Here is a 25,076-nt window from a genome sequence, read left to right as displayed (position 1 = left end):
GGGCCGCGACGGGCGGCCTTTAGGACATCATGGCTCGTAAGGCATCACGGAGCATCCGCGCGACCTTCGCGGATGCACGGCAAGCTATTGCCGCTCAACAAGAGGTCAATGATCCCGCACCGCGCGAGGCGCGCGACGGGATCGAGGCCGGTCTATGGGAGGGCGCGCCCTTCGATAGGTTGCCGCCGGGCTGCCCCGTCGTGCCACTCGGCGTGCAGGGCAAGCTGTCGTTCTTTATCGACGCGCTGGGGCAGTTCATGTCGTTCGACAGCATGAAGCCAGCCGATCTCATCACACTGTTCCGCTCCACGCCGAATTTCACCTCTTGGGCCTGGCCGCGCAAAAAGCTGATTTCCACCGATCACGACACCGGTCAGCAAAAATTCCTCATCAACGGTATCGAGGAAAAGAAGGCGATCATGTGCCTTCAGAAGGCGGCGGCTGGCCGCGGGCCGTTCGATCCCGCCAACCGTCTGCGCGGCCGCGGCGCCTGGCGCGACGAATTCGGCCGTCTGATCTGGCATTCCGGCGACAGCCTGTGGCTGGTCGAGAATGGCAAGCTGCTGCAGAGTGCGGCCGGCGAAGTCGCCGGCGTGTTCTACTTCCGGGCGCCGACGATCATGCAGCCTTGGCCCGAACCCGTGCCGGCATCGGAAAGCCCGGCGCGCGAGATCTTCAAGCTCCTGAAAACGTGGAACTGGGGCCGGCCGCAGCTCGATCCCGTCATCGTGCTCGGCTCGATCGGCGTGATGTTTCTGTCCGGTGCGCTGAAAGAGCGGCCGCACACGGCGATCATGGGCGACTTCGGCACGGGCAAGACCGCGCTGACCAACCTGATCCAATCGACCATTGGCGACGTGCTGCTGCGCGCGGAGAACCCGACTGAGGCCGGTGTGCGCCAGCGCATGGGGCTCGACGCGCTGCCGGTGGCGATCGACGAATTCGAGGCGAGCGAGGACAATGCGCGCGTCTCCAAGATCATCGAGCTCTCGCGCATCGCCTATTCCGGCGGCACGCTGTTGCGCGGCGGCTCAGATCACAAGGGCGTCGAGTTCACCTCGCGCAACGCGTTCTTCTGCGGCGGCATCAACCTGCCGCCGATGAAGCCGCAGGATCTCTCGCGCTTTGCCATTCTCGACACGCGCAAGTTGAAGGTGAAGGGCACGGCCGAACCGAAGGCCGAGAAGGATTGGGGGCGCCAGGTGCTGCGCGCGCTGATGGACGCATGGCCGCGCTTCTCTGCGCTGCTTGCCGACTGGCGCGGGCTGCTCGCTGAGGCGGGCCTCACCGGCCGCGGCACGGACACCTACGGCACGCTGTTCGCCATGGCGCAGCTGATGCTTGGCGAAGAGGACATGGAAGCGCTGGGGCTCGACATCACTGAGCCGGCGCGCATCGGCGCGCTGATCGCGGAAGCCACAGCAGAAGAGCGCGCGCTGCAGGGCGAGAACTGGAGCGAATGCCTCGCGCATCTCCTCGGCGCGCCGATCGAGGCGATCAAGGGCGGCTCGCGACCGACTATCGGCAGCGTCACGGAAGAGCTGGAAAAGCCCTACGCCCATGCGCCGGAGTTCGATCTCAATGCGGCGAGAGAGAAGATCGCCATGGCCGGCTGCGGGCTCGTGCATGAAGCAGATAGCACGTTGCCGGCGGGCCGCGTGAGATGGCTGCTCGCCGTGCCGCCGAAGGGTCCGCTGCTCGCGAAGTTATTTCAGGGCACGAAGTGGCAACAGCAGGTGTGGTTTCGCGCGCTTAAACAGGGACCACCTGAGGTGGTGCGCAGCGGCCCGCGCGGCAAGGTGGTGAAGATCAACCGCGCGAGCGAGCGGTGTTTGCTGATCGATTTGGCGGCTTATGACAAGCACACGGAGGTGACTGAGAATGGCTAACGACACTTCTTCATCGCGCTGTTCTGCCGGGAGCGAACGACTGTATACCGAGCAACAGGTTCGCGAGGCCGTCGAAAAGGTCATCAGCGACATGCTAGAGCGTGGCGAGATCATGCGCCCCAGCGGTCAACCGCAGCAATCTACCGGCAATGAGCAACTGATCGAGCACCTTCTATGCTACGAGAACGGAGACCATCTCGTGCATCTGAGGGCGGAGCAGATCGATAGCATCATTGCTGCGCTTACCGCTGCTGAACCGCAGACAGCGCCAGAGCCGATGTCGAGCGAAGAAAAGGACTTGTTCGCTGCTGTTACCAAGCACGATCTTGGCGGAGCAGTCAGCCATTTGCGGAGCTTCTTCTCCGTCCCCCAGCTCCACCATCGAAAACAATACGCAGACCTGTTAGAGGCGCAGGCGAAGCTGATCGCCCACTTTGTCAACCGCAGCCGACAGCAAAGAGGGCAAGAGTGATGCCGCGAAACGTCTATATCGCGATCATGAAGGCCGCGCGCTCAGGCGTTGGGCTCCGGCTGACGGCGGCCGAGTGTCACGAGCTATCGTGCGACGACGCGATAGAGACGCACGCAGGCAATTGTCTTGAAAAAAACGAGCTCGTGGATGGCTTCGATTGGGCTAAGTGCGACCCGTCGAAGCCTCGTCTCGCAGAAAACCAATGCATCGGAGACGGGGCAAATCACCCGGTCCCCACTTCCCCCGTGTCGCGCCCGCAGCAGGGCAGGTGCGAGTAATGATTATCAAACGCATCGCGGGCGCCACGCGCGTCATAGGTCAATCGCAAGGCTTCCTCGGCCTGCCGCTTCGTGACGAGCTCCGTGAGGTCACGATCGGTGGCCAGGTGGTGACATGCCGCGCCATGATGACGGCTTGGGAGCCAAGGCCGGATCAGATTGTGCGCGTCAACCAAGGTGCGCTGATCTACCTCTGCGTGCTCGGTGTGGCTCATCCGCCCGTCATGCTCGACGTTGGGGAAATACCCGAATGATCGAGTGGTACGGGCTGATGTTCATCGCACTGGTCGGAAACGCGGCGCTTGTTGCGCTGCTGATTGTGAGCTTTCGGAATGGCTAGAGAGCGCCGCCGGCAGCCGCAGACGATCGAGGAATTGCTCGCGCCCGATCGCGTATGGGTGACGCCTGGCGGCTGCTGGCTGTGGCTGGGCGGTGATGACGGCTCCGGCGAGTGGCATGGCCTCGGTGCGTATGGGCGCATCCTGCGGCCTGGCACCAGGCGCGTGATGCCGGTGCACCGCTACGTCTATGAGACATTCGTCGGGCCGATCCCGTTCGGCTACGATGTCGACCACATTTGCGCGAAGTGGGCGCCCGACCCGCGCCCCTGTCGCAAATGCGTCAATCCCGATCATCTGCAGGCGATCCCGCCGAAGTTGAACCAGCAACTGAAGCTGTTGCGCCGGCGCGGCTACGGCATGGAAGACATGGACTTCGGCCGCGAGCTGCCGGCGTGGCACGAGCCGCCGCCGGCGCCGATGCTCGCGCCTGGTGAGTGTGAGGAGGATCTGCCGTACCTATGAGCGGATATCGCGTCCTCATCGTCATCAAGGATCAGTGGTGGTCCGACCAGGTCGAGCTGCGGAGCTTTGCGGCTGCTCAGCGGCATCGCAATGACGTCGCCGCGCTCTGGAATGACTGCGACACAGCGATCGCTGCGCCGGACGGCCGCGTGCTGGCCTATGAGGATAGCCTGATCGAGCAGCGCGCCTTCGCTGCGGTGCTGGCCGAGCAGGCGCGCGAGCGCGAAGCGCTCGAACAAGCGCCTGCATCAACGTCGCGCGCCTCGCGCGCGTCCGCATTCCCTTCCCCTTCCGTTCCGACGAAAAATCGAGGCTGAACCATGAACGTGCGCCACGCGCTAGCCCTCCGCCCCCTCGCGCCCCGGCCCCGGCCCTGCCCCGCCCCGCAACCCATTCAGGGATCAATTAACTCCGCGTTCGGGGTGAGAGAATGCATGGGATCGAAGCGCGGGGCCCGGGCTGGTTACAGCCGGTTACAACCGGTTACAGCGATTGTAGCCGCGATCTTTCAGCAAAATCAGCGACTTAAGCAATCCGGTTACAAGTTACAGCGCCAAGAGGGTCTCTCTCACGCGCGCGCGCGCGCGCATACGCGCGAGACTGTAACCGTGTAACCTTGTAACCATGAGGTATAAATGATTGATATTATTGGGGAATGTGCGGTTACAGCGCGGTTACAAACCGGATTGGTCTGTAACCGGTCCTATTTGCCTGCGCTCGATCGGTGCCGAATTGACCAATTAAATATCGGGGTTGGCCAATGAGCAGCTCCGATCAGGGCCACAAGGCGGCGGATGAGGGCACACACGCCGGCCGCGCGCGCGACCAGGCGGCGCTGCCGGCGCCAATCGAGGCCAATGACAAGCGGCTCGATGATTTGCTGCCGCTCGGCGTTTCGCCTCTGGCGCCGCGGGGGCGAGGGCGGCCGCAAGGTGCCAAGAACAGGCGGACAGATCTCGTTGCGCAGTATCTGGTTGATCGCTTCGGAGATCCGCTGACGGCGTCCATGGCGATTGCTGGCCGGCCGCTGCGCGAGCTGATCACAGAGCTGCGCACGATCGCCAGCGATTGCGGGCTCAAGCTGGGCGCCACGGTGATGGACGTCGCGCGCTGGCAGCAGCAGTGCCGCGTCGACGCCCTGCCCTACATCCACGCCAAGCGGGCGCCCGAGACATCCAAGGGCGATCCGGTGGTGCCAATCATCGGCATCGGCAGGGCCGACAACGTCGTGATCGCGGGCGGACGGAGCCTCGAAGACGCTGTAACGAAAGTCCAGCAACATCAATCAGTTACGACAATCGGCGCCGAAGTGTCTCACGGCGAAATGTCTCACGATGAGGAAAGCGATGAGCAATCAGATGCTTAGCGGCAATGCGTGGTTATGTGGGGATTACCTCAGCGTAGGCGCCATCGGCCTGGTGCGGCGAGGTTCGGCCGCGTCGCTGGCGCCATCGGCGCCGGCCCCCCGGGGGGCCTCCGCGCGGGCGGCGGCGGCCGGCCGGCCTTGGAAACGCGCGCGCCACCTCCCCTCCCGGGGGGTGGTCCCTCACACTCACGGGGCGACCAGTAGGAAAAAAAATCGGACCAAGAATTCCCCTGCGCGGGGTGCGCAGGGGCGCCGCCACGCATCGGGTTTCAGGGCGGCCGCCGGAATGACCGGCGAGGAAATCAATGGCTCCGTCCGAAACATCAAAGGCTTAGCGGCTGAAATGCCCGCGAAGGAAATCAACCCGTGCGGGGTGCAGTGATGGATTGGCGCATTCCCCACGAATTCGATCTGCCGATCGGCGCTACGCTGCCGCAGCTCGCCGGCGCCGAGATCAATCCGATGCAGCTCGACCCGCCAGGGCCGATCGGCGAGGCCTACATGTTCGGACAGGAGGCGATCGAATTCATTCTCGGCCCGGTGGGCTCGGCGAAAACGACGTGCTCGATCTTCCGCATCCTCGTCAACTCGCTACGCATGCCGGTCTGCAAAGACGGGATCATTCGCTCGCGCGGCTGCGTCGTGCACGCCAACCTGCGCGCGCTGTATCGCACGGCGGTGCCGAGCCTGCAGCAGTTCTTCAAGCCGGGAACGCCGGGCGTCGATTACGCCGGCGGCCAGGACCGGCCGCTGCAGATCACGCTGCGGTTTCAGACGCCGAACGGAAAGAGGCTGCAGATCATCATCGACGGTTTCGGCATCACCAAAGACACGATGGAAGAGCTGCTACGTGGCTATCAATGCAATTTCGGTTGGTGCATTGAGGCGGATCAGCTCGACAGCGAGGTGCCGCCGTTCATCTACAGCCGCGTGGCGCAAGGCCGCTACCCCGGCAAGGGCATGCTCGAAGATCCCGAGGCCGATGTGCCCGGCACGGTGTGGGGCGATCTCAACGCACCGCTGATCACCAACTACATCTACACCGACTTCGTCGAGGCGCCGCGGCCCGGCTACAAGCTGCACCGCCAGCCGAGCGGCCTCAGCGACAAGGCGGAGAACCGTAAATTCGTTTCGCTTGAGAGCTATCAGAAGCTGGCCGCGACGCTGCCGCCTGACAAGAAGCGGCGCATGGTCGATGCCGAGTTCGGTACGGTTGGCGACGGCGCTCTGGTCTACCCGGAGTATCGCTTCGACATCCACTGCGCCAAGCAGCCGCTCAAGCCGCTCGACCTGCCGCTCATCCTTGGTGCCGACGCCGGCGGATCTCCGGCGCTGGTGCTCATGCAGTACACGGCCAAGGGGCAGATGCGCTGGATCGACGAGCTCGTGTCAAAGCCCGGCACCGGCCCGGGCCGGTTCGCTGAGGCGCTGGTCGATCTGCTGCAATCGAAATATCGCGGCCTGCCGATCGGGCATGCCTTCGGCGACCCCAGCGCCTTCCACGGCGCCGATCGCATCGCCGGCGAGTTGTCCTTCATGGAGATCCTGGGTAGGGCAATCAGTGTCAACTTCGTCCCGACCGTGACCAACGATCCGAGCGCGCGGCAGGAGAGCGTGTCGTGGTTTCTGCGGCGTGGCGTCGACGAAGACGGCTTCCCCTACTTCCAGCATTGCCCGCTGATGAAGACGACGCTGGGCGGCTTCCAGGGTGGCTTCATGGTGGTCAAGAACATCCACGACACCAGCGACCGCGTCGCCTTCGTCAAAAATAAATTTAGCCATGTGCACGAAGGCGGGCAGTACGGCTGCTACGGAATTCGCGGCCACGCCGGCGTCATCAACGATGCTGCTCGAGCTGGCCGCCCGGGCAACGTCACGCCGATCTCGAGCGGTCGGCGGATCGAGCGGGATTTCAACCTATGACCATCCATTGGGGCGCAACCACCTTCCCGGGCTGCCTGCGCTTTCGCCACGGCACGATCCAGGCGAAGGGGACCAAAGATCAGGATTGCTACTTCGAGCACCCGATCGAATCTTGGTACGGCGTGAGCTTCTTCGGCCGGCTGTTCGTCGGGCTGATCAAGACCGGTGGCGCGCGGAGCGTGCGGTCATGACCCTCCGCGCCGTCTCCCCGGCAGAGGCTGCCGACGTGATGAACCTCTACGCGTTCGTGGCGCCGGCGAAGCCGCTGTTCGTCAGGGCAGCCATCGTGCAGTTCGCCCGGTCGGAAAGCATCGCCTTCCGCGACGACGGCGGCACGCTCGCCGCCGCCCTGCTGTACCCGCTCGACCCGGAGCGGCCCGGCGAGCGCCTGGCCGAGCTGGCCTTCATCTGCCTCCCGGATCTGTCCCGGCACATGCTGGCGTTCATCCGGCTCGCTCACTTAACACGGGACCGCCTCGCCAATGATGGCCTCCTCCGCGTTCGGGCCCATGTCCGGACCGGCCATCGTCCCGGGCGCCGGATGGCGCTGATGCTGGGCATGCGGCTGGTCGGGACCGTCGGCGACTTCGAGCGCTATGAATTCGAGGGCTCGCCGCATGAGTGCATTCGTCCAGGGCGTCAAGACGCTGTTCACGGGGCCGGACACATCCGCCCAGGACGCCCAGATCAAGCAGCAGAAAGAGCAGGAACAGATCTCGCTCGATCGCCAACGGCAGACTGAGCAGCAACAGGCCGCGCTTACCGATCAGCAATCCGGTCTCGCCTCGCGCGCGCCACGCGGCCGCCGGCTCCTGATCGCCTCGACCGGCGACGCCGGCGTGTCATCCACGCTCGGCCCGAACGGCTAAGCCGGCATGAAAAGCCCGCTTGCCAAGAAGGCCGATGCCCCCGCGTTCGACCTCAAGGCGCACCGGAAGCGCGTCGACAAGGCGTGGTCCGATCGCGCGCTGTGGCAAAAGTTCTACGACGACGCCTATGAGTTCGCGATCCCGTTCCGCCGGCCTGCCTCGCGCGAGGGCAAGGCCGTCAACAAGATCGAGCGCCTGTTCGACGCCACCGCGATCGAGAGCTCGTTCCGTGCCGCTGGCCAGCTTCATGCCGATCTCTTCCCGCCCGACTTCTTCAAGCTTGCGCCTGGCGCGATCTCCAAGCTGGCGATGTCGCCGGATGATCTCACAGCGCTGAAGAAGCAGCTGCAGGCAATTTCCGAGATCGTCAATGCCTTCTTCCAGACCGGCGAGTTCGACACCTCGTCGTCGGAAATGTGCATTGACCTGCTCGTTGGCACGGGCGCGCTGTTCCCGGTTGAGGGCGATGATGTCACGCCGGTGCGCTTCGTGTGCGTGCCGTTCGATGAGCTGGCGATCGTCGTGGACGCCTACGGCAAGGTTGTCGGCATCTTTTGGCGCAGTCAGCTTTCGTATCGCGCGATCAGGGATGCGTTCCCAAAGGGGGAATATCCCAAGTCGTTCACCGACAAGCTTGAGAGCGACCCCGAAGCCGAGATCAAAATCGATCAGGATTTCGTCTACAACCCTGCGACCAGGCGCTGGGACTTCGTCGTCTACCTCGACGACAGCAAGACCCCGATCACCACGGCCGAGTACAAGACGCAGCCGATGGCCGTGCCGCGCTATCATCGCGTGCCCGGCGAGGCCTATGGCCGCGGCCCGATCCTGTTGGCGCTGCCGACCATCAAGACGCTGAATAAGGCCGTCGAGCTGACGCTCAAGGCCGCGGCGATCCAGATGCTCGGCATCTATGGCTACCGGCCGGGCGGCTCGTTCAATCCCGACACGGCGCGGCTGGCGCCGGGCGAGTTCTGGCCGATGCAGGCGACCGGCGGCGTGCTCGGTCCCGACGTCGTGCGCATGGACGCCGGCGCCGGCAAGGTCGATCTCGGCAACCTCGTCACGCACGAGCTGCGGCTGCAGGTGCAGTCGATGCTTGGCGATGATCGCTTGCCGGATAAGGGCGCAACGCCGGTTTCCGCGACCGAGATCATGGCGCGCATGAAGCGCATCTCGCAGAACTACATGGGCGCGTGGGCGCGCATCGTCAACGAGGTGCATCCGGTCATCGTGCGGCGGGTGATCGAGATCCTCGCGCGCAAGCAGGTCAAGGGCGTTCCCAACCTCGACATCGACGCGCTGCTGATCAAGCTCGACGTGCTGTCGCCAATCACTCAGGCGATCAAGGCCGCCGCGCATTCGCGCATCGTCGATTTCATCCAGCTTTGCGTTGCCGTGAAGGGTACGCCGATGGCGGCCGATCTCATCGTCAAGGTCGACGACGCGCTGCAGGCGATCGCGGAGGATCAGATCCCTGCCAACCTCATCGTCTCGCTGAAAGAGCGCAAGGCGCTGAAGCAGCAGATGGCAGATGCCGCAGCGCAGATTGCGGCTGCCCAGCAGCAACAGAAGGCCGCCTGATGGTCGCGATCAACCAGAACCGCTTCGGCACCCGCGACGCGCAGCCGCTCGGCAGCTTCCTCGGCGATGCCAAGGATGTGCTCGAAGGGTTGTTCGGCACTTCCGACAAGAAGGATCTTCCGGCGCTCGCGCAGGCGCAGATCGAGGCGACCCAGCGCGTGCGCGCGATCGCCGCACGCCTGTTCGGCACGCCGGAGGGCGAAGAGCTACTGGAGGCGCTGTGCGATGCGACGCTGCGCCGGCCGTTCACGCTGCCGCCGGTCGCGGCGGGCGCCGAACAGCGCCTCGCCTACGCCGACCAGCGCGAGGGCCAGGCGCAGACCATTTACATGCTGCTCGCCTGGATCGCCGAGGGGCGAAGCGAGCAGCAACCGCAGAGAGAGGGAAGTCATGCAAAATCGATCCGAGCGAAGCGTGAGCGCAAGCCAAATGCCAAGCCTGTTCGTAAGCGCCGCAAGTAACTCCGCGCTCCACATCTCGTCGCTGCAGCCGCGCTGGGGCGGCCCGCGTTTTTTGTTGGACAACAACAATGCCGGCGGCGCGGCCGGTGGCGGCGGAACTGGCGATGGCGGCAACGGCGGGGGCGCGAACGGCGGCGGCGCGGGTGACGGTGGCGCTGGCGGCGGTGGCGCCGGCGGCGGTGGTGCTGGCGGCGGTGGCGCTGGCGGCGGTGGATCGAACAACGGCGGCGGCGCAGGGAGTGGCGGCGGCGCCGGTGGCGGGCAGTCTGGCGGCGGCGGTGGGGCTCCCTCGCCCTATCGCCCCGACGGGCTGCCCGATCATTTCGCTGGCACTTCCGACAAGGATACGATCGACAAGCTGTTCACGGCTGTGAACGGCTTTCGCTCCAAGCAGGGCGAGGCCGGCGCCGTGCCGGAGAAGGCCGAGGGCTACGTGCTGCAGGCGAGCGACAAGCTCAAGCCGTACGTCACCAACTTCGACAAAGATCCGGTCTATGCCAAGACGCGCGAAATCGCGCACAAGGCCGGCATGACCGACAAGACGTTCAACGCGTTCCTCGGTCCGCTGCTCGAGAACCTCGTTGAGGGCGGCCTGGTCGCGGCGCCGATCGATCCCAAGGCTGTGCTAAAGGGCATGGCGCCGGCCGAGATGGCGAATGCGAGCGATGACGAAAAGATCGCGGCTGGCTCCAAGCGCGTCACGGACAACATCGCCTGGGCCGATGGCGCGAAGGCCAGCAAGGCGTTGCCGGAAGATATCGCAACGTTCCTTGCGACGTCAGCCGCCGACAACGCAGCGGCCAACAAGCTGATCGAGTGGCTGCGCGGCTCGAACAATGAGACGCGGCCGGCACTGCCTTCTGGCGGCGGCAGCTCGGGCATGAGCGACGATCAGCTCAAGGCCCGCATCAACGATCCCCGCAACAATCCGTCCTCTGCACAATACGACAAGGCGTTCGCGGCCGAGACCGACACGTTGAGCCGGAAGCACTGGGGCTAACAGGAGACCAACGCCATGGGCATCTATTCCAGTTCTGAGGACGCAGAGCGCGCCATGGCGCCGGCGCGATCGCTGCAGCTCGTCGCCAAGAGCGACGGCGATCAGGCCACACAATTCCGCGGACTGCGCGTCGCAGTGCAGAACGCGGATGCGCCGGCTACCCTCAAGGTGACGGCGATCGACGACACCGGCGGCGCGGGCGACGTCACGCTCAATTTCCCCGCCGCCGGCGTCTATTGGGAGCCGATCCAAGTCAAGCGTGTTTATACCACGGGCTCGACGGCAAACGCCGTCGTTCACGGCATCCCGGTGTAAGCGATGTCGCTGCGGCTTGGACCATCGATTGCGGTGTCTGCGTTTTCTTCCAACGCCAGCATCCCTACGTACACGCCGTCGCTGACCTTCAGCGATGCACGCAACTCTCAATATACTTCAGTCGTAGGATTTTAAGGGATGACGATCCAAGTCAAAGACGCCACCGGCGCGACGCAAACTGTCAAGACCATCGACGATCTTGCCGCTGACGGCGGCCAAGCCACGATTGGCGCGGTTGCGGACGCTGCCGTTGCGGCAGGTGCGACAGGTAGCCTATCTGCCAAGCTCCGCGCGATCTCTCGCGACCTGATCGCAAATGTCGTGCTCGCGGCCGGCGCGAACATTATCGGCAAGGTTGGCATCGACCAGACGACGCCCGCTACGACCAACGGCGTAGTTGGAAATGCGACATCGGCTTCCGGCGGCATCTCGACCACTAATCGACTGCTTAGTGCAGCCGCAACGACAAATGCCACGAACGCGAAGGGAAGCGCCGGACGCCTTTACTCGATACAGGGTTACAACGCCGCGACCGCGGTGCGGTATCTTAAACTCTATAACAAGGCTACGGCGCCTACAGTTGGAACGGACACGCCGGTCAAGACGCTAGTCCTTCCTCCTGGCGGATTCGCTTTCGACTGGCCCATTGGCTATTCGTTCGGAACTGGCATCGGCTATGGTCTCACCACCGGCAGCGCTGACAACGACACAGGCGCATTGACGGCAGGTGACGTGCTCGGCCTCAACTTGGATTACGTCTGATGAGCGGATTTTCGGGGATCGCCTATCAGGCAGGATTGTGGACGCCTGTATTGCAGGGGGCGACCACGCCAGGCACGTTCACCTACAGCGTTCAATCTGGCAGTTACGAGCGGATCGGCCGCAGGGTAGCTGCAAGGTTCAACATCCAGATATCTGCGGTGGCGGTAGCGCCCGTCGGGCTGATGACAATTAGCGGACTTCCCTTGGTATCCGCCAACGTGGCAAATGATCTCGGGATTGCGAACATCAGCATCCTCAAGGGCGTCGCTATGGACGCTGGCTACACTTGGCTCGGTGGATACATCGTTCCGAACGACACAAATATTGCTCTTTTCGAGAATGCGAGCAACAGCACGACGAACGCGCCGGCTCAAATCGTAGGCGGGAACGTCACCGGATCGACCATCACGGTCGTCGGGATGGTGGACTATCGCATCTGATTACCAGTCTTCCCCTCACTTAACGCCGCGCCCCCCTGCTCCATCCTGTCCGTGACCGCGAGGGATGGACCTGCGGGCAGCCTCTGCAATCGTCGCGTCGCGACAATCCCCTAAAGGGATTGCGCTGGAGCGAAGGACCGGAAGGCGCCGTGGCAATCGGCCGATAGCGGGTAACGCAAAACCCTTATCAGGACGATTGAACCCATGAGCATTGAAGCTCCCAACTGGTACACGATCCAGTACGACACCCGCGTCTCGCACCTGTTGCAGAACGAAGGCTTTCTGCTCCGCGGCACCACCGATGACCCGGTCGAGGTCAAGGGCAACACCCTCGAATTCTTCTTCATCGGCAAGGGCGAAGCCCAGCCGTTCGGCGCGACGCCGGAACGCGGCAAGGCAGCGAACCTCGGGAAGACCATCAAGACCGTCGACATGACGGATTGGCAGTTCTACGAAGAGGTGCGCCACGGTGAACCCGACAAGATCTCGCCGGAGTACCGCAGCAAGATCCAGCAGGCCGGCGCGATGGCGCTCGGCCGCAAGTTCGACCGCATCATCATGGAGGCGATGGACGGCGAGGCCGGCAACATCACCACCATCGGCGACGGCTCGGCCGCCATCTCACCGCTCCAGCTCTCGACTGGCAAGGCCCAGATCAATGCGGTCGGCATGATGAGCATGAACCAGTTCTTCATGCCGGTGCCGTCGATGAGCTGGGAAGCGTTGAAGCTCTATAAGATCTTCAACAACCGCGACTACACGGCCGAGCAGCTCCTCTTCAAGGGCAAGACAGAAGCAGTGATGTGGAACGGCATCTGGGTTTTCCAGGCGCCCGACGACATGTTCACCGCCTACGACGCCCACAGCGTCGATACCTACCTGTGGAACAAGGCCACGGTCGGCTTCGGCTCCAACTACGCGATGAAGTCGGTCATCACCTACGAGAACCTGATCACGTCGTGGGTCTACAACACCGTGATGTCCGGTGCCGCGAAGGTGTTGCAGACGCCAGGCGTCAAACGCGTTCGCATCAAGATCGACGCCGCGCTGGCGATCAACTAACCGCGCGCGCCGGGCAACCGGCGCCGCTCCATGCTGACCGAAGTTCTGCGTTTCACAATTTCCATCAACGGGAAATCTAACCATGGCTTACGACAAGAATAGCCTCAAGCGTGTGGACGCTGTCCCCTACGCTGCGGGCTCGTCCAAGACGCTGTTCCTCTATGCGACCGCCGACACTCTGGCGACCATCCTTGCCGCCGGCTACTTCAATGCCGACTACAAGCGCTTCGATCAGGGTGACAGCATCGAAGTGATCGCCACTCTGGGCGGCACTCCGACCCGCGCCAGCCTCGTCATCACCTCGGCCAAGGGCGCTTCGCCCGTGACCGTGGCCGCCGGCGAGCTGGCGGGCCTCGTCGACAACACCGGCGGGACCACCGGCCAGGCGCTGTCCGCGAACGTCGCCAAGTCGACCCTGCAGTTCGGCCTGCAGAACACTGACATCGCGGCCGGAACGATCAAGCAGCAGGTCAACTTCAACGGCCGCCTCCAAGCCGTCCGCTGGCGCACGTGCAAGCCGGTCACCACCGCCGCGAAGGCGGCGACGGCACAGCTCGGCGTCAACGGCGTGGCCTGCACCGGCGGCGCGGTCGCGCTGGCGTCGGCCACCATGACCCCGATGGGTGCGGCGATCGCCGGTTCTGCCATCACGGCAGGCGCGGCGTTCACTGCCGGCCAGACCATCGAGATCACCTTCTCCGCGGTGACCGCGTTCGTCGAAGGCGATGGTTGGTTCGAGGTCGATGTCATCGACGACGACCTCAACAACGCGATCGCCTCGCTCAACGCGGCGTAAGCGTTCCTCCCTGTGACTGCCGCGGGACTACGGCCCCGCGGCCTTTTCCTTCGAGGCTGGCATGACCGACATCTACGATCATCTCAAAGTGATCAACAACGCGCTCGGCTCGATCGGCGCCGGCAAGATCATGGCGGAGGATGAGGACACCGAGCTCGCCGGCCAGGTGGTGCCGATCTACTATTCCCGCGTCAGGGCCGTGCTCGCAATGCACGAATGGTCATTCGCCGGCAAGACCTACAAGTTGGATGCGATCGCCAAGACGGCGGACAACGACTACGACACCACGGCGCAGATCTTCAACAACGGCTGGCGGAATGCCTTCGCGCTGCCTGGCACCCGCCTTGGCCTGCCGCGCAAGGTGCTCACGGACCCGCGCAACCCGCGCGATCCCTTGCGCGAATTCCTGATCGAGGCTGGCTGGCTCTACGCCGATCGCGACCAGGTGTGGGCCGTCGTCACCGTGATGCCAGCCCCTGACGTGTGGGACCCGCAGTTTGCGCTGGCGATCGAGCGCATCTCGGCCGCCGACTTCTGCGTGCCCGTGACGCAGGATGACAAGCTTGCCAGCTCGATCCGCGCCGTGGCCGAAGGAAGTCCGACAGAGCAAGGCCGCGGCGGCCTGATCGGCCGCGCCATGTCGAGCGATGCGGCGAAGGCGCGCACGGCCACGCCGCAGTGGCGCGATCCATTGTCCGATGCGCGGCTGATGTAATGGTCGCGCGTCCCGGAACATATCAGGCCTCAAATAACGCCGGCGAGCTGGCGCCGGAGGAGTACGGCCGGACCGATCTCAAGCAGTTCTATGCCGGCCTTGCGACCGCGCTTAACATCGAGCCGGTGCCGCAGGGTGGCTCCAAGCTCTCGATGCGCACGCGGCACCTCGGCCGCGTGCGTCATCCCCTGCAGATCGTTGCCCTGACATCATCGACGCTGCCGGTAGGCTCCTACAATACGGCTGCCGTGCTAGCGACCGCGACATTCGCGAGCGCGGATATTTCCGTGGTCAACCTGACGAACTGGAGCGCGTCTCAGGCGCTCGGGGCAATCCTGCAAATCGAATATGCCTCGGGTGCGTCGTGGGTCCCCTTTGGCGCGGCCTTCACGCTCGGCACGGATAGCGGCACCATCACCATGGCGCTGCCACCCGGCCAGAAGGCAACCACAACGCAGATCCGCGTTCGCATGGTCTCCGCGCCACCGTCCGCAACGACCTTCGCGGCGACCGGCATCGTGGTGCGCAATGAGACTGCGAATAAACCGGTTGGGCGCATTCGCCCGTTCACCTTCTCGCTCGACCAGACCTATGTAGCTGTGCTGCAAGACAGCCACGTCGATTTGTATCGCGATGGTGTCTACGTCGGCGCGTCGATGACGAATTTCACAGCAGGTCAGCTCGCAACGCTCGACACGCCGCAGCGTCTCGACACCATGCTGCTCTTCCATCACGAGCAGGCATCGCAGAAGATCCTGCGCGACGGCGCCGACACCAAATGGGTACTGTCAGGCGTCCCGTTCGAGAACATCCCGAATGTCGACCTGGGCGGAACCTACACCAACCAGGTCGCCGATCGGTGGTCGATGTATGTCCGCTTTCCCGGCGGCACCAGCGACTATTCCGGCGGCAAGAACCTGTCCGTCAACATGACGGTCAATGGCGAGACCACGAACACGATCGTGACCGCGGACCCGCCGGATTGGGGCGCGTTCGCGGCATCCGTCAAGAGCGCGATCGAGGGCACATCGTCGGTCGATCCCGGCATCACCGTGACCTATGCCTCATCGGGCGCAAACGCCATGCAGTTCGACATCACTTTCGTCGGCGGCAACAATCTCGGTCGGGTCAACACACTGGCGGCCCAGGTGGTCAATACCGCAGAGGCCGCGGCGACGACGGCGCACACGCAGACCGGAGATCCGGGCGGCGAACCTCTGATCTCGGCCGGCCGCGGCTATGCCGCCGCCGCGACGTTCTATCAGGACAGGCTCGTCACCGGCGGCTTCAACGCCAAGCGCAGCGCATGGCTCGGCAGCGTCACCGGCGAATATTTTGATCTCAACGTCAAGCTGACCGGTGCCTCCGGCGCGGTGCTCGCCAATCTCGACACGGATGGCGCCGAGCAGATCCACCGTATCGTCCGCGACATCTATCTGCTGTTCTTCACCTCAGATGCCGAATACTTCATTTCCGACCGCGCGATAGATCGCACCAAGCCACCGAACATCGTCAACTCCTCGCGCCGCGGCTCGGCTGCAGATCTGCCGGTGGTCGTTGCTGATCAGGTCATCTGGGCATCGCGGGACAAGAATGTGCTCTATGCCGCGAGCTACGACGCGGTCAACACGAAGTACGTAGAGACGCCGATCTCCCTGCTCGCGCCTCACATCGTCAACGGCATGGTCGACATGGCTTTCCAGAAGCCGGCCGACAAGGCCAATGCCGGACGGCTCTGGATGCCGCGCGTCGACGGCAGCATGACGGTCGGCGTCTTTCTGCTCAATCAGGACATCACCGCGTTCGTGCGCTGGCAGACTGGCGGCAACGTGACCTCAGCCTGCGTCGACGGCAAGAACGTCCCGCACATCCTCGTTGAGCGTGAGGTCAGTGGGGTGACCGAGCTGCACCTCGAGCGGCTGGAAGACGGGCTGATCTTTGACGATGTGGTCGAGCAGGATTTTTCACCGGCGCAACAGGTCATCACCGGGCTCGGCGTGCATGAGGGCGCGGAGGTGTGGGCCGAGGCGGACGGGTACGTGGTCGGGCCGTTCACGGTCGAGAGCGCAGCAATCGATCTCGGCTTCGCCGCGTCGAACGTGCTTGTCGGGCGATGGACCATGCCGGTTGCCAAATCGCTGCCGTTGCCTTCCGAGGTGGCTGAGCGCGTGGTGCTGAAGCGTCCGAAACGGGTGCATACCGTCCGCGTCGACGCCGTCGACACGACGTCGATTGCGATCGGCGCCAACGACCGGCCGGCACGCAATGTCGCGCTTGAGCAGGCCGGCGAGGCGATCGGCCCGCAACCGCTCGTCAACAGCGAAATCGTCGTGACCGGTCTCTCCGGCTTCACGCAGACCGGTCAGATCGTCATCACCCAAACCCGCCCGGGACGGCTCGCCTGGCGCGGCTTCACCATTGAAGCCAAGACCTGAAAGGCTAACAGATGGAATTCGCAGCCGCAGCCATGAGCACGATCGCGGAGACTATGGGGACCGCCAGCGCGGCGAGCGGCGCGACGGCGGCCGCGTCGACTGCCGCAACCGCCGGATCAACCCTCTTCTCGGCATCGAGCGCGTTCAGCGTCCTCTCCGGCGCATCGACCGTCCTATCCATGCTCAATGCCAACCGGGCCGGCGAAGCCAAGGCGCAAGCCCTCAACGCGCAAGCCGACGATGCCGACCTGCAGACGCAGGTCGAGCAGACGCAGGGCATCGCGCGGCAGACTTCGCTCAAGAAGGCGCTCGTTGCCCAGCTCGGTGAGCGCGACGTCGCGACCGCGGCCGGCGGCACGGATCTCTCGTTCGGCACGGCGGCGGTCGCGCGCCGGCAGGATGTGACCGATAGCGAGCGAGCGCTCTCGGTCGACCAGGACACCACGGATCTCCGCGTTGCCAGACTGCGCGAGCGTGCCGCAAATTATCGCATCCAGGGACAGCAGGCGTCAGCCGGCGGGCTGGGCAGTGCGGCGGCGCTGGGGCTCGAAGGCGCGGCAAAGCTTTTCAAGCGAGGCTGACATGCCGAACAAGTTTGGCCGCGCTGTCGCGGCGCCGCAGGGATTTAATCCGCAGGGGCTCCTGCCGGAGGGCCTGATCCCGGTCTCCCGGCCTGACGGCTCGTTCGAAACCGAGATGGCGGGCGCGACCAACAAGCTGGCCAGCACCTTCGGCGCCATGGCTGATGATGCGGCCAAGGCCGAAGGTGAAGACGCAGGCAAGGTCGCGGGCCTCGACCCGCACTACCGGCCTGACGGTTCACTGACGATCCGTGGCAAGGCCTTCAACGACGCCGCGACCAAGACCTATCAGAACAATCTCGATGCGCAGATGCGCAACGACATGCAGGCGACATTCGAGGCCAACCGCAACAGCCCGGGCGACCTCAAGAAGGCTTTCGATCAGCTCGGTCGCACCTACAACGACCAGCACGTTTTCGATGGCATCCGCGGCGAGTTCAACGCGCAGTTCGCGCGGATGCGCCTGCCCTATGAAAACAAGGCGCTCTCCAACTTCGAGAGCGATACGCACGATCAGGAGCGCGCGTCTCTCTCCGAGAACCTGACGGCGACGCAGACCAACGCGGCGCGGATGGCGGCGGCCGATCCCAACAATCCGATGACGGCCAAGAACATCGCGATTGAGCTCGACCGCGCCGACAAGCTGATCGACCGGCAGGTTGAGAGCGAGGCGATTACGGCGGAGGCGGCAGCCAAGCTCAAGATTAAGACGCGCAATGACGTGCTGGAGAGCGCAGCGCTCGCCCAGGCCGGGACGCTGAAAACCCCAGAGGCGATCGCGGCCTATCGCGAGAACGCCCGGAAGAAATTCGCGGCCGGCGACTTCAAGGGCCTGACGGCGGACGGCTATGCCTCGCTCGATGCCAGCCTGCAGGCGCTGGAGAAATCGGCGCGCACACAAGGCAGCGCCGAAGTCACGCAGCTCTCAAAGAACCTCGACGACTATGTTGAGCGCAGAGCGAACGGTCTGCCGACACCGCCGGACGAATGGACGCGCTATGCGACCAGCCCCGCGGCGCAGACGCCGAAGGGCGCACAGGTGCTTCAGATCGCCGAGAACAAGGCGAAGATTGCGACCGCGATGAGCACCATGCCCGTTGACGACGCCGGGCGCCTGGTGGCGGGCCTGCGCGCCGAGGCGAGCAAGGGCGGCGCGACAGCGCCGGATGGCGAGATCATCAAGTTTGCGGAGGACCAACTCGACAAGCAGCGCAAGGCGATCAACACGGATCAGCTCGGTTATGCCGCGCAAAAGCGCCTGATCGGCGGCGTCGCGCCCGTCGACTTCGAGGGCTTTGCGGCATCGGGCGATGCAACGGCGCTCGCCGCGCAATTCCGTGACCGCACGGCGCAAGCGCGTGCAGTGGCCTCGAACTTGTCGCGCGCGCCGCAGTTCCTACGGCCGGAGGAACGCGACCGGCTGAAAGAGATCGTTGACAAGGGCGGCCCCCAGGCAATGGCGCTCGCCGGCGCGATCGTCAAGGGCGCCGACAGCGACGCTCCGGCGATCCTGCGCGAGATCTCGACCGATGCGCCGCTGCTTGCCCAGGCTGGCAACATCATCGCCAATGGCGGCTCGATCTCGGCCGCACGCGACGCCTTCAATGCCGCGAAGATCAAGCTCGAGACCGGTAAGGATCTGCCGGCGGTGACGCCCTCGATCGCCGGCAAGGCCGTGCGCGACACATTCGGCTCCGCCTTCGCGCTGCAGGGCGATGACGGCGGCCGCATCCGCGCCACGGCCGATGCGATCGCCAAGACGCGGATATTCTCCGGCAGCGTCGATCCCAAGAGCAGCGAGGCCGAAACCATCTACCGCCGCGCGCTGCAGGAAGCCGCCGGCGCAAGCTTCGTCGGCGGCGTGCAGTACGGCGGCGTGACCGACTATAAGCCGGGCTATTGGACGGCTTACAAGGTCCCGGTGCCGGCCGGTCTGCGCGCCGATCGTTTCCGCGATGTGGTGCGATCCTTACGCGATGATGACCTCGCTGCCCTGCCCGTTCCGCCACAGACGGCGGACGGCAAGAGCTACAAGGCGACCGACATCGCCGGCGCCGTCCCGATCGCGGTGCGCGGCGGCTACCGCTTCGCCATGGGAGATCCGTCCTCGACCGATCCGCAGTACATCCGCGGCGCCGACGGTGCGCCCTTCGTGCTGCCCTTCTCTGCGCTGAACGCTATCGCGCCGCGCGTCTCCGGCAGCCTGCTCGGGTCAAACTGATGTTCCTGTCAGATCCGCGCGACAGCGAGATCACCTTCGGCACGCCCGGCGGCAGCGTCCCATTCACCTTCGCGCTGCGCGATGCCACGACCGGCAACGCGCTGTCGATCGACGCCACCGGCGACGTCGTCGATACCGACACCATCGCCAAGCGCGCCGAGGCCCTGCGCACGAGCATCGTTGCCGCCGAGCGGCAAACCCGGCTCGTCGACACCATCAACGCGCGGGAGAATGCACTGTCGGAGGCGGCCGAGCATCGCATCCGGATCGTGCGGGAGCAGACCGGCATCCAGCTCGAAAACCCGTTCCGCGGCGGCTACGAGCTGGATGCCCGCGAACGTCTCGGCGTGGCGCTCACCGGCGCCGATCCGATCTCGCTCAGTCACGTCCCCCGCGCCCAGGTCGACATCTTCAACGAGCGGGTTGACGAGGCGGCGACGCGCTTTCCCGACAAGGCCGGCGCGCTGACCTTTGGTCAATCGCTCGAACAGCAGGCCCAGGCGATTGCCTCATCAGCGGCTTATGATGGCGAGCATGCTCCATCGACCGGCGTAGACGGCTTCATGGCCTCCGTGATCGGTGGCATGTGGGGCTCGCGCCGCGATCCGCTGTTCCTCGGCACGCTGTTCGCTGGCCCTGGCGTCGAGACGGCGGGATCGACCGTGGCGAAGATCGGCTGGGGCGCGATCAAGCAGGGCCTGTTCAATGCCGGCGTGCAGGCGGCGGCGCAGCCGACAGTGCAGGATTGGCGCGCGACGATTGGCGAGCGCAGCGGCATTGCGCCGGCGCTGGAGAATGTCGGCATGGCATTCCTGTTCGGCGCCATCCCCGGCGCCGGCATCGAAGGCGTGCGCGCGCTCACGGCTGGGGAGAAAGCCTCGATCGCGCGCATCGCCGGCGGCGCCGCGACGCCTGAGGACGTGCACACGGCCGCGGCCGGCCTCGGCATCAAGCTGGATGCCGCGACCGAAGCCGAGATCCGCACGGCCGCGGCCGATCGTACCAACCAGGCGCACGCGATTGGCGAGCCGCCGGCCGCGATCCGTGCGGCCCAGCATGACGAGATCGCGGCGCAGGCGGTGCGCTATGCCGACGATCCCGAACGCAACCCGCCGCCGGAGATCCCGCTGACGGCGCCGGCGCGCGCCGCCGATCGCGTGCGCGTGCTCGACGAAAGCCTGCCGGGCAAGAGCCAGACGATCGACGGCAAGCCCGTGACCTTCGAGCGCTTCAATCCAAACGACCTCGGGACCGATGCGGCCGCCTTCCAGTACAAGGGCGGTGGCGATGCTGCCGGCGTGACCGATCGGCTGCGCAACGTGTCGCAGTTCGATCCGCTCGCCTCCGGCAAAACGCTGGTGTTTGAACGTAACGACGGCACGCGCGTGATCGCGGACGGGCATCAGCGCCTCGGCCTGTCCAAGAGGCTGATCCAGAACGATCCCAGCATCCGCCTCGACGGCTATCTGTTCCGCGAGGCGGACGGCTGGACCGCTGAGGACGTGCGTGCCATCGCCGCCAAGAAGAACATGCAGGAAGGCTCCGGCGATGCGCTCGACGCCGCGCGCGTGCTGCGCGATCGGCCGGATCTCCTCGACGGCTCCCTGCCCGTCACCTCGCCGATGTTGAAGAACGCGGTCTATCTGGCGCGGCTGTCGGATGAGGCCTTCGGCATGGCGGTCAACGGCGTGGTGCCGCCGAACTATGCCGCCGCCGTGGGTGCCATGGTCCACAACAAGCTGCAGCACGCAAGCGTGATCTCCGACCTGGTGCGCTTTGCACCGGAGACTGAGCGCGAAGCCCGGATGCTGATCGGCGAGATCCAGTCGGCCGGCTTCCGCGCCGAGGAACAGATCGACCTGTTTGGCGCCGCGACCGCCGCCCGCTCGCTGATGGCCGAGCGCGTCAAGGTGCTCGATGCCGCTATGGCCGGCCTGTCCCGCGACAAGAAGCTGTTCGGGACGCTGGCGGAGAAAGCCGACGCGATCGAGGCCGCCGGCAATCAGCTCGCCCGCGGCACCAACGACGCCCGCGCCCGCGATGCTGCCGCCCTGCAGGATATGCTCGCCCGGCTCGCCCGCCGGACCGGCCCGGTGTCGGACGCCCTCAATCGGGCGGCCGCCCAGATGGCCGAGGGTGCCAAGCCCGGCAAGGCAGCCGAGGGCTTCCTCGAGGAGGTCCGCAACCTGCTCGATCGGGACGGTCTCAATGGCCTGCTCGCCTCGCCAGAGCTCAAACCCGCCGCGGCCGTCGAGCCGGGCACGCCGGAGGCGCTGGCGACCGCCGAGTCCGCCTTCGCGTCGCGGACCGAGAACGCCTCTCCTGAGCCTCCGCAGAGCCAGGAAACGGCATCCCAAGGGGGTCTCTTCGACAGCCTAGCTGTTTCGACCCGGGACGATGGCCGCGACGTCCGGTTCATAAGCCGGGAAGACGCCCTTGCCGAGGCCGAGAAACCTGCCGAGTATGCCGACCTGGTCGCAAGCTGTAAGGCCTAAGCCATGCCCTCCTTCCGAGACTGCCTCAACTCCGCCGTCGACCAGGGCGCCATCACCAAGGATGAGGCGGCGGATCTCGCGCGCCGCTTTCAGACCGAGTTCGCCCAGGCGCGTATGTCGCTGGGCGACGATGCCGCTGCCGCCGCCGCCAAGGCCAAGCTGGAGACAGATCTCCGCGCCGAGGCGATCGAGACGCGCCGGCGCGTGCTGCTGCAGGATGCCGCGCAAGACCGCCTGGCCGAGTACGTCTCAGGCTACCGCGGGCTCGACAGCAAGCCCGACGTCTTCGAGGCGGTGCTCAACACCATCGAGAACCATGGCTTTGCCGGCACGTCGTCGATGGCCGGCCGGCAGAAGGCGATCGTTTCGCTGGTGCATGGGCAAATCGCCGACGTGCTCTCCGCCTTCCGCAAGTCGACCCTGACGGGACGGCATTTCAATCGGCCGCTGCTCGACGATGTGGTGCGCGAAGCGCTGGGCGATGTGACGGGCAAGCCGGAAGCTAAGGCGATGGCCGGCGCGATCCAGGACGTCTTTGAGACTTTGCGCCAGCGCTTCAACGCCGCCGGCGGGGCGATCGGCAAGATCGAGGGCGGCTACCTGCCGCAGTTTCACGACGCGCGTGCCCTGCTCAATGCTGGCAAAGAGGCCTGGAAGGATTTCATCCGGCCGTTGCTCGACGTCGAGCGGATGCGAGATCCGCTGACGGACGAGAAGCTGACGCCGGCGCGGCTCGAGCAATCGCTCGATGCCGCCTTCGACACCGTCACGACGGACGGCTGGGCGGACCGTACGGCCCAACGCACGCCGCAGGGCCGCGCCGGCATGCTCGCGGCGCAGCGTGCCGATCATCGCTTCCTGCACTTTAGGGATGCCGATGGCTGGTTGAAGTACAACGAGCAGTTCGGCAAGGGCGATCCGCTGAAGGCCATCTTCGAGCACATCAACGGCATGGCGCGCGATATCGCCGCGATGGAGCAATTCGGGCCGAACCCGAATGCGACGATGGAATGGCTCAAACAGATCGTGCAGGTGGAAGCGGCGAAGTCGATCGCCGGCGAGCCATCGCTCTATCGCCGCGGCAGCAAGGGCGCCGACACGGTGCGGGACAAGCTCGATTATATCCCGTACCGGATCGACAGCGTCTACCAGTACATTCGCGGCCGTAGTGTGGTGTCGGGCAACATGGCAACGGGCTTCGGCACGGTGCGCAACGTGCTGACCTCGGCGCTGCTCGGCGCCGCCTCGATCACGGCCGCCGCGACCGATCCGTTCGTTGACGCCGCCGCGCGCTACCTGTCCGGCCTGCCGGTGACAAAGGCGCTGTGGGGCATCACGAAAACCTTTTCGGAAGGCACCAAGGAACAGGCGGTGCGCTCCGGCATCGTCATGGATGACTTCCTCCACATCCTCGGTGACGAAGCGCGCATGGCCGGCCAGATCGGCGGCAGCGAGTGGTCGAAGTGGCTGGCCGAGCGCACGCTCTCACTCTCCGGCCTCGAGCCGATGACGCAGGCGCGCAAGCACGTCTTCGCGCTCGACTTTCAGGGGGCCGTTGCCGACCAGGTCGAAAAGTCGTGGGATGAGATGGCCCCTTATCTCCGCCGCAGCTTAGAGGGCTACGGCATCGACCGCACCGCATGGGACGTGATGCGATCGACGCCGCTGCATCAGCCGGAGGGCAGCGCCGGCTTCCTGCGCCCGATCGACGTGGCGGCGCTGGCCGAAGGCCCTGCTCTGCCGAAGGTGCAGAAGCTGCTCGGCATCGACACGGAGGATGCGCAAGTCGCGGCCGAGCAGACGGCCGCCGGCGTGCGCCGCATTGCCGAGCAGTATCTTGAAACCATCCTGCAGCAGACAGAGCGCGCGGTGCCGACGTCGACGGCGCGCTCCCGGTCGTTCTTCGTCGGCACCCAGCCGAAGGGCTCGTTCTGGGGCGAGGTGGTCGAGAGCGGCCTGCTTTTCAAATCCTTCGTGCTATCCTTCACAACGCTGCAGTTGCAGGCGATCCAGCAAGAACTTCATCAGGGGGCGGCGCGCGGCGCAGGCTACGCGGGCGCGCTTGCGATCGGCCTGACGGTGGGCGGCGCACTCTCGCTGCAGATCAAGAACGTCATCATTGGCAAAGATCCTCAGTCGATGGCCGATCCACGTTTTTGGCTTGCTGCGTTGCAGACTGGCGGCGGCGTCGGTCTGCTCGGCGATTATCTATTCGCCGACGTCAATCGTCAGGGACAATCACTCGCGCAGCAGGTCGCGGGTCCGACCGTTGGTCTAGTCGGAGATCTCTTGAAGCTCACGGTCGGAAATCTGCAGCAGCTTGTGCAGGGCAAGTCCACGAATGTCGGCCGTGAGACCGTCAATACCCTCGGCCGCTACACGCCCGTGCTGTCCTCGCTCTGGTATCTGCGCGCCGCCTATCGCCGCGTGGTACTCGATCAGTTGCAGTATTTGACCGATCCGGAGGCGCACAAGAATTTCCGCGAGCAGGAACAGAGGTTGCAGAACGAGACCAAGCAGGGCATGTGGTGGGCACCTGGCGAGATCCTGCCGCGGCGGGCGCCGGCGGCGCCGCATTGATGCTCACTTAACGCGGGCGGCCGGCAGCC

At 65.1% G+C, this 25,076-nt stretch carries 23 protein-coding genes; all 23 read left to right on the top strand.

Annotation, left to right across the window (positions count from 1 at the left end; all coding sequences use genetic code 11):
• Nucleotides 1-29: 29 nt before the first annotated feature.
• Nucleotides 30-1,889, top strand: coding sequence for a hypothetical protein (locus tag ACVWW6_RS27505; protein ID WP_456681687.1), 1,860 nt, complete (start codon nucleotides 30-32; stop codon nucleotides 1,887-1,889).
• Nucleotides 1,882-2,361, top strand: coding sequence for a hypothetical protein (locus ACVWW6_RS27500; RefSeq protein ID WP_456681686.1), 480 nt, complete (start codon nucleotides 1,882-1,884; stop codon nucleotides 2,359-2,361). The genes ACVWW6_RS27505 and ACVWW6_RS27500 overlap by 8 nt, the downstream gene beginning before the upstream one ends.
• A 277-nt stretch (nucleotides 2,362-2,638) precedes the next feature.
• Nucleotides 2,639-2,893, top strand: a complete 255-nt coding sequence (locus tag ACVWW6_RS27495) for a hypothetical protein (RefSeq protein ID WP_456681685.1) — start codon at nucleotides 2,639-2,641, stop codon at nucleotides 2,891-2,893.
• A gap of 78 nt (nucleotides 2,894-2,971) precedes the next feature.
• On the top strand, nucleotides 2,972-3,442 hold the full coding sequence (locus tag ACVWW6_RS27490) for an HNH endonuclease (RefSeq protein ID WP_456681684.1): 471 nt from the start codon (nucleotides 2,972-2,974) through the stop codon (nucleotides 3,440-3,442).
• Entirely contained in the window at nucleotides 3,439-3,759 is a 321-nt protein-coding gene (locus ACVWW6_RS27485) for a hypothetical protein (protein ID WP_456681683.1), read from the top strand. Before ACVWW6_RS27490 ends, ACVWW6_RS27485 begins: the two co-directional genes overlap by 4 nt.
• A gap of 443 nt (nucleotides 3,760-4,202) precedes the next feature.
• Entirely contained in the window at nucleotides 4,203-4,808 is a 606-nt protein-coding gene (locus ACVWW6_RS27480) for a hypothetical protein (protein WP_456681682.1), read from the top strand.
• Between the two features lie 366 nt (nucleotides 4,809-5,174).
• Nucleotides 5,175-6,731 carry a hypothetical protein gene (locus tag ACVWW6_RS27475; protein ID WP_456681681.1) on the top strand — a complete coding sequence of 519 codons (1,557 nt, stop codon included), beginning with the start codon at nucleotides 5,175-5,177 and terminating at the stop codon, nucleotides 6,729-6,731.
• Nucleotides 6,728-6,922, top strand: coding sequence for a hypothetical protein (locus ACVWW6_RS27470; RefSeq protein WP_456681680.1), 195 nt, complete (start codon nucleotides 6,728-6,730; stop codon nucleotides 6,920-6,922). The genes ACVWW6_RS27475 and ACVWW6_RS27470 overlap by 4 nt, the downstream gene beginning before the upstream one ends.
• Complete coding sequence (locus tag ACVWW6_RS27465; RefSeq protein WP_456681679.1) at nucleotides 6,919-7,473, top strand: hypothetical protein; 555 nt, start codon at nucleotides 6,919-6,921, stop codon at nucleotides 7,471-7,473. The genes ACVWW6_RS27470 and ACVWW6_RS27465 overlap by 4 nt, the downstream gene beginning before the upstream one ends.
• Before the next feature lie 133 nt (nucleotides 7,474-7,606).
• On the top strand, nucleotides 7,607-9,184 hold the full coding sequence (locus ACVWW6_RS27460; RefSeq protein ID WP_456681678.1) for a portal protein: 1,578 nt from the start codon (nucleotides 7,607-7,609) through the stop codon (nucleotides 9,182-9,184).
• Nucleotides 9,184-9,645, top strand: a complete 462-nt coding sequence (locus tag ACVWW6_RS27455; RefSeq protein ID WP_456681677.1) for a hypothetical protein — start codon at nucleotides 9,184-9,186, stop codon at nucleotides 9,643-9,645. The genes ACVWW6_RS27460 and ACVWW6_RS27455 overlap by 1 nt, the downstream gene beginning before the upstream one ends.
• On the top strand, nucleotides 9,614-10,645 hold the full coding sequence (locus ACVWW6_RS27450) for a hypothetical protein (protein ID WP_456681676.1): 1,032 nt from the start codon (nucleotides 9,614-9,616) through the stop codon (nucleotides 10,643-10,645). Before ACVWW6_RS27455 ends, ACVWW6_RS27450 begins: the two co-directional genes overlap by 32 nt.
• 15 nt (nucleotides 10,646-10,660) lie before the next feature.
• Nucleotides 10,661-10,960: a hypothetical protein gene (locus tag ACVWW6_RS27445; RefSeq protein ID WP_456681675.1), complete on the top strand. Its 300-nt coding sequence runs from the start codon at nucleotides 10,661-10,663 to the stop codon at nucleotides 10,958-10,960.
• 138 nt (nucleotides 10,961-11,098) lie between these two features.
• Nucleotides 11,099-11,722: a hypothetical protein gene (locus tag ACVWW6_RS27440; RefSeq protein ID WP_456681674.1), complete on the top strand. Its 624-nt coding sequence runs from the start codon at nucleotides 11,099-11,101 to the stop codon at nucleotides 11,720-11,722.
• The gene (locus ACVWW6_RS27435; RefSeq protein WP_456681673.1) at nucleotides 11,722-12,162 is read left to right on the top strand and encodes a hypothetical protein; all 441 of its coding nucleotides are present in this window, start codon (nucleotides 11,722-11,724) and stop codon (nucleotides 12,160-12,162) included. The genes ACVWW6_RS27440 and ACVWW6_RS27435 overlap by 1 nt, the downstream gene beginning before the upstream one ends.
• A 204-nt stretch (nucleotides 12,163-12,366) precedes the next feature.
• Nucleotides 12,367-13,224 (top strand): phage capsid protein, encoded by an 858-nt coding sequence (locus ACVWW6_RS27430; protein WP_456681672.1) that lies wholly within the window; start codon nucleotides 12,367-12,369, stop codon nucleotides 13,222-13,224.
• Nucleotides 13,225-13,306: 82 nt separating this feature from the next.
• A complete protein-coding gene (locus tag ACVWW6_RS27425; RefSeq protein ID WP_456681671.1) occupies nucleotides 13,307-14,020 on the top strand; it encodes a hypothetical protein in 714 nt (237 codons plus the stop codon).
• 61 nt (nucleotides 14,021-14,081) lie between these two features.
• Nucleotides 14,082-14,735, top strand: a complete 654-nt coding sequence (locus ACVWW6_RS27420; RefSeq protein WP_456681670.1) for a hypothetical protein — start codon at nucleotides 14,082-14,084, stop codon at nucleotides 14,733-14,735.
• Nucleotides 14,735-17,170, top strand: coding sequence for a hypothetical protein (locus tag ACVWW6_RS27415; RefSeq protein ID WP_456681669.1), 2,436 nt, complete (start codon nucleotides 14,735-14,737; stop codon nucleotides 17,168-17,170). Before ACVWW6_RS27420 ends, ACVWW6_RS27415 begins: the two co-directional genes overlap by 1 nt.
• Before the next feature lie 32 nt (nucleotides 17,171-17,202).
• Complete coding sequence (locus ACVWW6_RS27410) at nucleotides 17,203-17,751, top strand: hypothetical protein (protein WP_456681668.1); 549 nt, start codon at nucleotides 17,203-17,205, stop codon at nucleotides 17,749-17,751.
• 1 nt (nucleotide 17,752) lies between these two features.
• A complete protein-coding gene (locus tag ACVWW6_RS27405) occupies nucleotides 17,753-19,972 on the top strand; it encodes a hypothetical protein (RefSeq protein ID WP_456681667.1) in 2,220 nt (739 codons plus the stop codon).
• A complete protein-coding gene (locus ACVWW6_RS27400; protein WP_456681666.1) occupies nucleotides 19,972-22,467 on the top strand; it encodes a hypothetical protein in 2,496 nt (831 codons plus the stop codon). Before ACVWW6_RS27405 ends, ACVWW6_RS27400 begins: the two co-directional genes overlap by 1 nt.
• Before the next feature lie 3 nt (nucleotides 22,468-22,470).
• Nucleotides 22,471-25,047: a hypothetical protein gene (locus tag ACVWW6_RS27395; RefSeq protein ID WP_456681665.1), complete on the top strand. Its 2,577-nt coding sequence runs from the start codon at nucleotides 22,471-22,473 to the stop codon at nucleotides 25,045-25,047.
• Nucleotides 25,048-25,076 lie beyond the last annotated feature (29 nt).

It is taken from the genome of Bradyrhizobium sp. USDA 3311, from assembly GCF_054062495.1.
The sequence above is the reverse complement of the archived record's forward strand: the minus strand, read 5'-3'. Positions and strand labels throughout refer to the sequence as shown.